The sequence below is a fragment of the Janthinobacterium sp. Bl 1 genome (assembly GCF_058215535.1).
The window spans coordinates 6259531-6271480 of the sequence record NZ_CM177086.1 but is presented as its reverse complement, the minus strand read 5'-3'; the positions used below and the strand labels follow the sequence as shown (position 1 = coordinate 6271480).

General features: G+C 57.5%; 6 protein-coding genes, 2 tRNA genes and 2 rRNA genes. 8 read left to right on the top strand and 2 right to left on the bottom strand.

The window, feature by feature from the left end; translation table 11 throughout:
• Nucleotides 1-90: 90 nt before the first annotated feature.
• The 4 genes from AC4BCN_RS28250 (at nucleotide 91) to rrf (ending at nucleotide 3631) form a co-directional block, all read left to right on the top strand.
• A tRNA-Ile gene (locus AC4BCN_RS28250) sits at nucleotides 91-167 on the top strand.
• Between the two features lie 12 nt (nucleotides 168-179).
• Nucleotides 180-255 (top strand) — tRNA-Ala (locus tag AC4BCN_RS28245).
• Between the two features lie 249 nt (nucleotides 256-504).
• A 23S ribosomal RNA gene (locus AC4BCN_RS28240) occupies nucleotides 505-3380 on the top strand.
• Between the two features lie 138 nt (nucleotides 3381-3518).
• Nucleotides 3519-3631, top strand: a 5S ribosomal RNA gene (rrf, locus tag AC4BCN_RS28235).
• A 236-nt stretch (nucleotides 3632-3867) separates the two neighbouring features.
• Here the strand turns inward: rrf and AC4BCN_RS28230 are convergent.
• On the bottom strand, nucleotides 3868-4428 hold the full coding sequence (locus AC4BCN_RS28230) for an acyloxyacyl hydrolase (RefSeq protein ID WP_139090509.1): 561 nt from the start codon (nucleotides 4426-4428) through the stop codon (nucleotides 3868-3870).
• Between the two features lie 107 nt (nucleotides 4429-4535).
• Between AC4BCN_RS28230 and AC4BCN_RS28225 the strand changes: the two genes are divergently transcribed.
• Nucleotides 4536-5432 (top strand): NAD(P)-dependent oxidoreductase, encoded by an 897-nt coding sequence (locus tag AC4BCN_RS28225; RefSeq protein WP_490492256.1) that lies wholly within the window; start codon nucleotides 4536-4538, stop codon nucleotides 5430-5432.
• Nucleotide 5433: 1 nt separating this feature from the next.
• Here AC4BCN_RS28225 and AC4BCN_RS28220 read toward each other — a convergent pair whose 3' ends face one another.
• Entirely contained in the window at nucleotides 5434-6627 is a 1194-nt protein-coding gene (locus AC4BCN_RS28220) for a M20 aminoacylase family protein (protein ID WP_490492255.1), read from the bottom strand.
• 206 nt (nucleotides 6628-6833) lie between these two features.
• Between AC4BCN_RS28220 and AC4BCN_RS28215 the strand changes: the two genes are divergently transcribed.
• From AC4BCN_RS28215 to AC4BCN_RS28205, 3 genes are all read left to right on the top strand, one after another.
• Nucleotides 6834-8909 (top strand): molybdopterin-containing oxidoreductase family protein, encoded by a 2076-nt coding sequence (locus AC4BCN_RS28215; protein ID WP_490492254.1) that lies wholly within the window; start codon nucleotides 6834-6836, stop codon nucleotides 8907-8909.
• 2 nt (nucleotides 8910-8911) lie between these two features.
• On the top strand, nucleotides 8912-9961 hold the full coding sequence (locus AC4BCN_RS28210; RefSeq protein WP_490492253.1) for an aminopeptidase: 1050 nt from the start codon (nucleotides 8912-8914) through the stop codon (nucleotides 9959-9961).
• Between the two features lie 276 nt (nucleotides 9962-10237).
• Nucleotides 10238-11920: a long-chain fatty acid--CoA ligase gene (locus tag AC4BCN_RS28205; RefSeq protein ID WP_490492252.1), complete on the top strand. Its 1683-nt coding sequence runs from the start codon at nucleotides 10238-10240 to the stop codon at nucleotides 11918-11920.
• The last annotated feature ends 30 nt before the right edge of the window (nucleotides 11921-11950 follow it).

Genomic DNA, 11950 nt, shown 5'->3' with positions numbered 1-11950 from the left:
CACGAATCATGTAAATGATTCACGCATCAAATGTTCACACTTATCGGCTGTTATAAGAAGAAGAAACAGTAGTCGTAGTAGTTCCGCGTTGGGGCTGTAGCTCAGCTGGTTAGAGCACCGTGTTGATAACGCGGGGGTCGTTGGTTCGAGTCCAACCAGCCCTACCAGTACAAATCTCAGGGGGATTAGCTCAGCTGGGAGAGCACCTGCTTTGCAAGCAGGGGGTCGTCGGTTCGATCCCGTCATCCTCCACCAAAGTTTTACTCGAAAGTGCAAACGTAAGCCGGTCAACAAGACTGGGTTTAGGTTTGATCTTTTAGCGATCAAAGCTGTTTCGTTCTTTAACAATCTGGAAGAAGTAAAGATTATTTATTGATCGGTTTGCCGTAAAAAGCAAATCGATGGGTAATGATTGTATGTATCAACAAACAAGCAACAACGTTGTACTTTCTTATCCCTGTAGCGCTCTTTGATGACTTCGGTCTTCAGAGGCTAACGTTATAGGGACAAGCGAATAAGTGCACATGGTGGATGCCTTGGCGATTACAGGCGATGAAGGACGTAGTAGCTTGCGATAAGCTGCGGGGAGTGAGCAAACACACTTTGATCCGCAGATTTCCGAATGGGGCAACCCACCCTTTTAGGGTATTGCATACTGAATACATAGGTATGCAAGGCGAACGCGGCGAACTGAAACATCTAAGTAGCTGCAGGAAAAGAAATCAACCGAGATTCCCAAAGTAGCGGCGAGCGAAATGGGAAGAGCCTGTACGTGATAGTCGGACCGATAACAGAATCCTCTGGAAATAGGAGCCATAGTGGGTGATAGCCCCGTATGTGAAATCGGACCGGTGGTACTAAGCGTACGACAAGTAGGGCGGGACACGTGACATCCTGTCTGAATATGGGGGGACCATCCTCCAAGGCTAAATACTCGTAATCGACCGATAGTGAACCAGTACCGTGAGGGAAAGGCGAAAAGAACCCCGGAAGGGGAGTGAAATAGATCCTGAAACCGTGTGCATACAAACAGTAGGAGCGGACTTGTTCCGTGACTGCGTACCTTTTGTATAATGGGTCAGCGACTTACATTCAGTGGCAAGGTTAACCAGATAGGGAAGCCGTAGAGAAATCGAGTCCGAATAGGGCGATCAGTCGCTGGGTGTAGACCCGAAACCAAGTGATCTACTCATGGCCAGGATGAAGGTGCGGTAACACGCCCTGGAGGTCCGAACCCACTAATGTTGAAAAATTAGGGGATGAGCTGTGGGTAGGGGTGAAAGGCTAAACAAACTTGGAAATAGCTGGTTCTCTCCGAAAACTATTTAGGTAGTGCCTCAAGTATCACCATCGGGGGTAGAGCACTGTTATGGCTAGGGGGTCATTGCGACTTACCAAACCATTGCAAACTCCGAATACCGATGAGTGCGAGCTTGGGAGACAGACGTCGGGTGCTAACGTCCGGCGTCAAGAGGGAAACAACCCAGACCGCCAGCTAAGGTCCCAAAGATTGGCTAAGTGGAAAACGAAGTGGGAAGGCTAAAACAGTCAGGATGTTGGCTTAGAAGCAGCCATCATTTAAAGAAAGCGTAATAGCTCACTGATCGAGTCGTCCTGCGCGGAAGATGTAACGGGGCTAAGCCAGTCACCGAAGCTGCGGATATCTAGCAATAGATATGGTAGGAGAGCGTTCTGTAAGCCTGCGAAGGTGTCTTGTAAAGGATGCTGGAGGTATCAGAAGTGCGAATGCTGACATGAGTAGCGATAATGGGGGTGAAAAGCCTCCACGCCGTAAGCCCAAGGTTTCCTGTTCAACGTTCATCGGAGCAGGGTGAGTCGGCCCCTAAGGCGAGGCAGAGATGCGTAGCTGATGGGAAGCAGGTTAATATTCCTGCACCGTCGTATGATGCGATGGGGGGACGGATCGCGGAAGGTTGTCTGACTGTTGGAATAGTCAGTTTCTGTCTCATAGAAGGCGCTTAGGCAAATCCGGGCGCGGAATTCAAGGGGATGGGACGAGTGAACTTGTTCACGAAGCAATCGGAAGTGGTTCCAAGAAAAGCCTCTAAGCTTCAGTCATACGAGACCGTACCGCAAACCGACACAGGTGGGCGAGATGAGTATTCTAAGGCGCTTGAGAGAACTCGGGAGAAGGAACTCGGCAAATTGGTACCGTAACTTCGGGAAAAGGTACGCCCCGGTAGCTTGATTGGTTTACTCCATGAGGGTGAAAGGGTTGCAATAAACTGGTGGCTGCGACTGTTTAATAAAAACACAGCACTCTGCAAACACGAAAGTGGACGTATAGGGTGTGACGCCTGCCCGGTGCTGGAAGATTAAATGATGGGGTGCAAGCTCTTGATTGAAGTCCCAGTAAACGGCGGCCGTAACTATAACGGTCCTAAGGTAGCGAAATTCCTTGTCGGGTAAGTTCCGACCTGCACGAATGGCGTAACGATGGCCACACTGTCTCCTCCCGAGACTCAGCGAAGTTGAAATGTTTGTGATGATGCAATCTACCCGCGGCTAGACGGAAAGACCCCATGAACCTTTACTGTAGCTTTGCATTGGACTTTGAACCAATCTGTGTAGGATAGGTGGGAGGCTTTGAAGCGGGGACGCTAGTTCTCGTGGAGCCAACCTTGAAATACCACCCTGGTTTGTTTGAGGTTCTAACCTTGGTCCGTTATCCGGATCGGGGACAGTGCATGGTAGGCAGTTTGACTGGGGCGGTCTCCTCCTAAAGTGTAACGGAGGAGTTCGAAGGTACGCTAGATACGGTCGGACATCGTGTTGATAGTGCAATGGCATAAGCGTGCTTAACTGCGAGACTGACAAGTCGAGCAGGTACGAAAGTAGGACATAGTGATCCGGTGGTTCTGTATGGAAGGGCCATCGCTCAACGGATAAAAGGTACTCTGGGGATAACAGGCTGATTCCTCCCAAGAGTTCATATCGACGGGGGAGTTTGGCACCTCGATGTCGGCTCATCACATCCTGGGGCTGTAGCCGGTCCCAAGGGTATGGCTGTTCGCCATTTAAAGTGGTACGTGAGCTGGGTTTAAAACGTCGTGAGACAGTTTGGTCCCTATCTGCCGTGGGCGTTGGAAATTTGAAGGGGGCTGCTCCTAGTACGAGAGGACCGGAGTGGACGAACCTCTGGTGTACCGGTTGTCACGCCAGTGGCATTGCCGGGTAGCTAAGTTCGGAAGAGATAACCGCTGAAAGCATCTAAGCGGGAAACTTGCCTTGAGATGAGATTTCCCAGAGCCTTGAGCTCTTTGAAGGGTCGTTCGAGACCAGGACGTTGATAGGCTGGGTGTGGAAGTGCAGTAATGCATTAAGCTAACCAGTACTAATTGCCCGTACGGCTTGTCCCTATAACCTTAGCAGGTGCAGAGGATAAGACGGTACAACGTTGCGTGTGTGTTGATACTACCAGTCATTACCCCAATCTTTGCTTCTTCCAGATTCAGGCTTTGTCGCTCAACCGAGGACAAATGCCAGTACAAGTTATGCCTGATGACCATAGCAAGTTGGTCCCACCCCTTCCCATCCCGAACAGGACCGTGAAACAACTTTGCGCCGATGATAGTGCTGCAACCAGTGTGAAAGTAGGTTATCGTCAGGCTTGTTATTCGCAGTAAGAGAAAAACCCGTCAAGCAATTGGCGGGTTTTTTTTCGTCTGGTGGTTTTGTTGGGCGCCGCGGGTGGTTGTCGGCTTACGCGCGTAGCGCTAATCCGACCTACGTCCGTTTAATGGCGGGTAGGTCGGATTAACGTAGCGTRATTCGMGGGCTCTGACCCCGGTTGTACAGACAAAAAAAGGCAGCGCTACGCGCTGCCTTTGTCATTTATCATCTTCATTAAAAGTGATAAGCGACTTTGACGTTCATGTAATTGACGCCGCTATTTGGTTTCTTGTAGCCGCCGTTCGAGAAATGCTGGATCTTCGCAGCGACTTCCCATTTGTTATTGAAGACATAGCCGACGCCGATATGGTCGCCGAACTGGAAATGGGTCGACAGGCGGTCATCGTCGTTGTTGTACAGTTTCGATAGCATGTGCACGCCGATGCCGGCTTCCGCATAAAAACCCAGCTTGTTCGTGTTTTCAAAGCGGAACACGGGGGTAAAGCCCAGGTCCCACAGTTTTTGGTGCTGTCCTGGGACATTCTGATAGCTCTTGGCATCCCAGCCGCCGATGCTGGCATCCCAGTAACCGCTCAGCTGGGTGCCATTCGATACGAACCAGGCTTTATCCCAGTTCGAGGTCACGCCGGCGCGTACCATTTGTACCTTCACGCCCTTGGCATATTCGCCGTAGACGGAGTCGATCAGTTTGTCGTCGGCGGCAAAGCCGGCGTTAGCCGCCATCAGCGCGGCAACGGCGGCGATGGATTTGAGGAGATTCTTCTTGAAGGACATAGAGACTTTCATCGTAAAATTGGCCGTCAGGCTTGTCTTGTTTGCGCAGGCACCTAAWTTTGCACACTACTCCCGCCACCTGTTTGATCTCAGAGGTTGAATTGACATTGTCTACAAAAATCGCATTTCTCGGTATTGGCCTAATGGGAGGGCCGATGGTTCGGTGCCTGCTGCGCGCTGGATATTCTGTCACAATTTGGAATCGCACGCACAGCAAGGCCCAAGTCCTGCGTGCGGCAGGGGCGCAGCCCGCCGTTTCCGTGGCTGAGGCGGTCAGCGGCGCGGACGTGGTCATCTCGATGCTGGAAGCCGGTCCCATCGTGGCGCAAGTGCTGCAAGAGGCGCTGCCGGCCTTGTCCACTGGTGCGCTCTGGGTCGATATGAGTTCCACCAAGCAATCGGAAGCGCAGCAATTTCATGCGATTTTGCACGCTGCGGGGCATGGCTTCATTGATGCGCCCGTGTCGGGTGGCGTCGGTGGGGCGCAGGCAGGTACCCTGGCCATCATGGCCGGCGCCAGCGCCAGCGATTACACGAAGGTTGAAACGATTCTGTCAGCCATGGGACGCCCGACCCTGGTGGGCCCGGCCGGCAGCGGTCAAGTAGCCAAGCTGTGCAATCAGCTGATCGTCGGCGCGACATTGACGATCGTGGCGGAAGCGCTGTTGCTGGCCCAGGCGGCGGGTGCCGACGCGAGCGCCGTACGGGCAGCCATCCGTGGCGGTTTTGCAGAGAGCAAGATATTGGAGGTGCATGGCCAGCGCATGCTGGAGCGCAATTTTGTTGCCGGTGGCCAGGTGAAGAGCCAGATCAAGGATATGCACAACATTCTCGCGGCGGCCGAAGCGGCCCACGTCACCTTGCCGGTGACGCAACTGGTGACGCAGCGCTATGAAACCCTGGCCGCCAGCCACCCAACGGACGATCACGCGGCCGCCTTGCTGGCCCTGGAAGCGTTGAATCCGGGCCAGCGCCTGGGCACCGGTCCGGATCAGCTGAGCTGATTCAATCGATGGGCAGGCTCGCTTCGGCCAGCTTGACCCAGAAACTGGCGCCGATCGGCAACAGCTTGTCGTTGAAGTCGTAGCTGCCATTGTGCAAGACGCACGGGCCCAGGCCGTGGCCACCATCGCGGTGCTCGCCGTCGCCATTGCCGATGAAGATGTAGCAGCCGGCTTTTTCCTGCAGGAAGAAGGCGAAATCTTCGGCGCCCATGGTCGGCTCGACATTTGCGTTGACCTTGCCCGCGCCCACTACGCTTTTCATGACTTCGACGGCAAACGCCGTTTCTTTCGCGTGGTTGACCAGCGGCGGATAGTTGCGCTTGAAGTGGAAATCGACTTCCGCGCCAAAGGCGGCCGCCGTGTGCACGGCGATCTCGCGCATGCGCTCTTCGATCAAGTCCAGCACGGGCTTGGTGAAAGTGCGCACGGTGCCGACCAGGCTGGCGTCATCGGGAATCACATTGGTGGCGCTGCCTGCATGGATTTGCGTGATCGACAGCACGGCCGTGTCGAGTGGACTCTTGTTGCGCGTGATGACGGTTTGCCAGCTTTGCGCGATCTGCACGGCCACCATGACGGGGTCGACGCCCTTGTGGGGCTGGGCCGCATGGGCGCCCTTGCCTTTGACGGTGACATGGAATTCATTGCTGGAGGCCATCATTGGCCCTTCCACCACGCTCAGGGTGCCCGTTTCGGCGCCTGGCCAGTTGTGCATGCCGTAGATGGCATCCATGGGAAAGCGCGTAAACAAGCCGTCTTCGATCATTTCGCGCGCGCCGGCGCCGCCTTCCTCGGCCGGCTGGAAGACGAGGTAGACCGTGCCATCAAAGTTCCGGTGCTGCGCCAGGTAATGGGCGGCGCCCAGCAGCATGGCCGTATGGCCATCGTGGCCGCAGGCGTGCATCTTGCCCGGGTGGCGTGAAGCATGCTCGAAGGTATTCATTTCCTGCATCGGCAAGGCATCCATGTCGGCGCGCAGGCCGATGGCCCGTGTCGACGTGCCATTTTTGATGATACCGACCACGCCAGTGCGGCCCAGGCCGCGTACCACGGGGATGCCCCATTCCGTCAGCTTGGCGGCGACCACGTCCGAGGTGCGCTGTTCTTCGTAGCACAGCTCGGGATGCGCGTGCAGGTCGCGGCGGATACCTTGCAGCTCGGATTGAAACGCCAAGATCGGATCAACTAGTTTCATGGGACTCTCCTGTGGATGCTGGCACGCAGCAATGTATGGCGCGCCGGACCGCGCTTGCTTGATCGAAAACAGGCGCGGCTAATAGTGCATTGTAGCCCTTGTTTGCCGGGTAAATCCAGCGCACGGACGTGCTTGCCACGGCGCCAACAGCAAGCGCGCGGAATGGTTTACAGTATCGCCTTCCCCCAACGTTTTTGGATTGCCCCATGACCACCACCCAAGTGCGCGCCGCCTGCCCGCTCGATTGCCCCGATACCTGCGCCTTGCTGGTCACCGTGACCGATGGGGTGGCCACGGCCGTCAAGGGCGATCCCGACCATCCGACCACGGCTGGCGTGCTGTGCACGAAGGTATCGCGCTTCACGGAGCGCACCTACCATACGGACCGCCTGCTGCATCCGCTGCGGCGCGTGGGCAAGAAGGGCGAAGGCAAGTTCGAACGTATCAGCTGGGAAGAAGCGCTGCAGACCATCGCCGCCCGCTTGAAACCGATCGCCGCGCACGATCCGCAGGCGATCTTGCCGTATAGCTACTGCGGCACCATGGGCCTGGTGCAGGGCGAATCGATGTCCTCGCGCTTCTTCAACCAGCTCGGCGCTTCCCTGCTGGACCGCACCATCTGCGCCTCGGCCGGCGCCACGGGCTACCGCTACACGGTGGGCGCCAGCATCGGCACGGACATGGAGCAGTTCCAGAACGCGAAATTGATCATCATCTGGGGCGGCAACCCGATCGCCTCGAACCTGCACTTCTGGATGCGCGCGCAAGAGGCCAAGCGCAATGGCGCGACCCTGATCGCCATCGATCCCTACCGCTCGCTGACGGCCGAAAAATGCCACCAGCATATCGCCTTGCTGCCGGGTACCGATGCGGCCCTGGCGCTGGGCTTGATGCATGTGCTGATCACGGAAGACCTGGTCGACCACGACTATATCGCGCAGTACACCATCGGCTATGCGGAACTGAAACAGCGGGCCCTGGAATGGCCGCCCGAGCGCGTGGCCGAGGTGTGCGGCATCACGGCCACGGAAGTGGTGGAACTGGCGCGCCTGTACGGCCAGGCATGCCGCTCTGGTGAGGGCGCCGCCATCCGTGCCAACTACGGCGTGCAGCGCGTGCATGGCGGCGGCATGGCCGTGCGCAACATTGCCTGCCTGCCCGCGCTGACGGGCGCCTGGCGCCATCCCGCCGGCGGCATGCAGCTGTCGAGCTCGGGTTCCTTCCCCGTCAACCGCAAGGCCCTGCAGCGTCCGGACTTGCTGAAAGGTACGCCGCGTACCATCAACATGAGCACCATCGGCGACGATTTATTGAAAGAAAGTTCCGCCGAGTTCGGCCCGCAAGTCGAGGCCGTGATCGTCTACAACTCGAACCCGCTGGCCGTGGCGCCTGACTCCTCGAAAGTGGCGCAGGGTTTTGCCCGCGAGGATTTGTTTACGGTCGTGCTCGAGCACTTCCAGACCGATACAGTCGATTACGCCGACATCGTGTTGCCCGCCACCACGCAGCTGGAACATGTCGATGCGCACTCCACCTACGGTCACCTGTACATGATGGCGAATAACGCGGCCGTGGCGCCGCTGGGCGAAGCGAAGGCGAATACGGAAATCTTCCGCCTGCTGGCGCAGCACATGGGCTTTGATGACCCGTGCTTCCAGGAAAGCGACGACGCGCTGGCAGCCAAGGCGTTCGATACGAGCGATGCGCGCGCCGTGCATTTCGATTGGGAATCGCTGAAACGCACGGGCTGGCAAAAGCTGGCCATGGCCGAGGCGCCATTTGCCCACGGCGGTTTCCCCACGCCATCGGGCAAGTGCGAGTTGTATTCCAGCGCTATGGCGCAGGCGGGACTCGATCCTTTGCCGGCGTACATCGCGCCGCACGAATCGCTGGCCAGCAATCCCGCGCTGGCGGCCCGTTATCCGCTGGCCATGATTTCCCCGCCAGCACGCAACTTCCTCAACTCCACCTTTGTGAACGTGAAAAGCTTGCGCGCGGCCGAAGGCGAGCCGCACCTCGATATCCACCCTGACGACTGCGCCGCGCGCGGCATCGTGGCCGGCGACATGGTGCGCATCTTCAACGACCGCGGTAGTTTTGTGGCCAAGGCCAGGGTGACGGACAAGGCAAGACGCGGCCTGGTGGTGGGCTTGTCCGTATGGTGGAAGAAACTCGCCAGCGACGGCAAGAACGCCAATGAAGTGACGAGCCAGCGCTTGACGGACATGGGCCGCGCGCCAACCTTCTACGATACGCTGGTCGAAGTGGAAAAGGCTGGCTGAGCATGGCGCGCTGGCCGGCCCGCTTGCTTGTCGGCATGCTGTGCCTGTCTCTGGGCGGCTGCACGCAGCTGCGTTACTACACGCAGGCGGCGCAGGGACAATATGCGCTGTGGTTCGGCGCGCGCCCCATCGGTGACTGGCTCGATGACCCGGCCACCGAACCGCGCCTGAAAGTGCGCCTGGCCAAGGCGCAGCAGATTCGCCGCTTTGCCGTCAGCGAGCTGGATTTGCCGGACAATGGCAGCTACAAGAACTACGCCTCCCTGCGGCGCCCCTTCGTGCTGTGGAACGTGGTGGCCACGCCGGAACTGTCGCTGCAGCCGCTGCAATGGTGTTTTCCCATCGCCGGCTGCGTCAATTACCGCGGCTATTACAGCAAGGAAGAGGCGCTCGCGTATGCCGCCGAACTGCGGGCCCAGCATTACGACGTGCAGGTGGGCGGCGTGCCCGCGTATTCGACCCTGGGCTGGTTCGACGATCCTTTGCTGTCGACCTTTATCAATTACAACGATGCGGAACTGGCGCGCCTGATCTTCCATGAACTGGCGCACCAGGTGGTTTACGTGCCCGGCGATTCGGCCTTCAACGAGTCGTTTGCCAGCGCCGTGGAAGAGGCTGGCGTGCAGCGCTGGCTGGCGCGCGAGGGTAATGACGCGATGCGCGCCGCATACGCCCAGTACGCGGCGCGGCGCCAGGATTTCCTGGCCTTGCTGCTGCGCTACCGGGGCGAACTGGAAGCCGTGTATGCGAGCGGCGCCAGCGATGCGGAAAAGCGCGCGCGCAAGGCACAGGTGTTTGCGGCATTGCAAGACGCGTATCAGGTGCTGAAGAAAAACTGGGGTGGCTTTGCCGGTTACGACCGCTGGTTCGAGCAGCCATTGAGCAATGCGCACCTGGCTTCCGTGTCTACCTACAATGAATTTTTGCCTGCCTTCAAAAAATTGCTGGAAGAAAAAAAGAACTTTCGTGCTTTTTATGCTGCAGTGCACACAATGGCCCAGATGAACAAGCCTGAGCGCAGGCGTGCGCTGGAACAATTGTCCAGCCCCTGACCCGTAAAGATTGTCCCGTACGCCGAGCCAGACGATCCTGCAACAGTGTATTTATCATGTTGCATTGCAGCATAAAATACCCCTAGAGTTGCCGCTCGAATACTGTTGAAAGCGCTTGCATGGAAGCGCGGCGCCCGATAGCATCGCATTAGTAGCATAGAGCAATTGCTCGTCAGAATGCTCAAACTGACTGCAGGACAACAGAATCCGCAGCAATGATCCGCGCCGGCAGGGTGCGCCGGCTCCCCCACGATTATTCGAGACAAGAGGCACAGGATGGAAAAAATTTGGCTGAAGTCGTATCCTCCCGGCGTCCCCGCCGACATCGATCCTGATCAATATCGTTCGCTGGTGCACTTGCTGGAAGAAGCGTTTCAAAAATATGCGGACCGCAATGCCTATGTCTGCATGGACAAATTTCTCACCTATGCCGAACTCGATACCTATTCGCGCCAGCTCGGTGCCTGGCTGCAAAGCCGTGGCCTGAAAAAGGGCGCCCGGGTGGCCCTGATGATGCCGAACGTGCTCCAGTATCCGGTGGCGATCGCCGCCGTCTTGCGCGCCGGCTACACGGTAGTCAACGTCAATCCTCTGTATACGCCGCGCGAACTCGAGCATCAGCTCAACGATTCGGGCAGCGAGGCGATCATCGTGCTGGAAAACTTTGCCCATACCTTGGAGCAAGTGCTGGCCAAGACGGCCGTCAAGCACATCATCGTTGCCAGCATGGGCGAAATGCTGGGCGGCTTGAAGGGCGCGATCGTCAATTTTGTCGTGCGCAACGTCAAGAAGATGGTGCCCGCGTATTCCTTGCCGAACGCCATGCGTTTCAAGCAGGCGCTGGCGCTGGGCAGCCGCATGAAACTCACGCCTGTCGAGCTGAGCATCAATGACGCTGCCTTCCTGCAATACACGGGCGGCACGACGGGCGTGTCGAAAGGCGCGACCTTGAGCCACCGCAATGTGATCGCCAATGTGCTGCAGAGCGAAGCGTGGTCGGGCGCGGCGCTCGACCAGAACAGCAAGGAACAGATGATCGTCGTTTGCGCCTTGCCGCTGTACCATATCTTTGCCCTGACGGCGTGCGCGATGTGGGGCACGCGCGTGGGTGCCCTGAATATCCTGATCCCGAATCCGCGCGATATCCCGGGTTTGATCAAGGAGCTGGGCAAGTACAAATTCAACCTGCTGCCAGCGGTCAATACGCTGTATAACGCGCTGGTGAACCATCCTGATTTCGCCAAGCTCGATTTCTCGGGATTGAAGATCGCCAATGGCGGCGGCATGGCGGTGCAGCAAGCTGTCAACGATAAATGGCTGCAAGTGACGGGCGTATCCATCATCGAAGGCTATGGCCTGTCGGAAACGTCGCCCGTCGCCACCTGCAACCGCGCCGATACCACGGTGTTTTCCGGCACCATCGGTTTACCCGTGCCATCAACCGATATCGCCATCCTCGACGATGACGGCAAGGAAGTACCGCTGGGCCAGACGGGCGAAATCGCCATCCGTGGCCCGCAAGTGATGAGCGGCTACTGGAACCGTCCCGATGAAACGGCCAAGGTCATGACGGCTGATGGCTACTTCAAGTCGGGCGACGTGGGCATCATGGACGAGCGCGGTTACGTGAAGATCGTCGACCGCAAGAAAGACATGATCCTCGTCTCCGGCTTCAATGTGTATCCGAACGAAGTGGAAGCCGTCATCGCGGCCCATCCGGGCGTGCTCGAGTGCGCCTGCGTGGGCGTGCCGGACGAACATTCTGGCGAAGCCGTGAAAGTGTTTGTCGTGCGCAAGGATCCGAACCTGACCCAGGCAGTGCTGGCCGCGTACTGCAAGGAACAATTCACAGGCTACAAGCGGCCGAAATACATCGAGTTCCGCGATGAACTGCCGAAGACCAACGTCGGCAAGATTCTGCGTCGCGCCCTGCGTGACGAAACGAAGACAGCAGCATAAACAGTGCAGGGTGTGCGCATCAGGCTGCAC

Coding starts and splice junctions, on each gene's coding strand:
- AC4BCN_RS28230 (WP_139090509.1), bottom strand. CDS start 4,428: ATGTCCTTCAAGAAGAATCTCCTCAAATCCATCGCCGCCGTTGCCGCG.
- AC4BCN_RS28220 (WP_490492255.1), bottom strand. CDS start 6,627: ATGAAACTAGTTGATCCGATCTTGGCGTTTCAATCCGAGCTGCAAGGT.
- AC4BCN_RS28215 (WP_490492254.1), top strand. CDS start 6,834: ATGACCACCACCCAAGTGCGCGCCGCCTGCCCGCTCGATTGCCCCGAT.
- AC4BCN_RS28210 (WP_490492253.1), top strand. CDS start 8,912: ATGGCGCGCTGGCCGGCCCGCTTGCTTGTCGGCATGCTGTGCCTGTCT.
- AC4BCN_RS28205 (WP_490492252.1), top strand. CDS start 10,238: ATGGAAAAAATTTGGCTGAAGTCGTATCCTCCCGGCGTCCCCGCCGAC.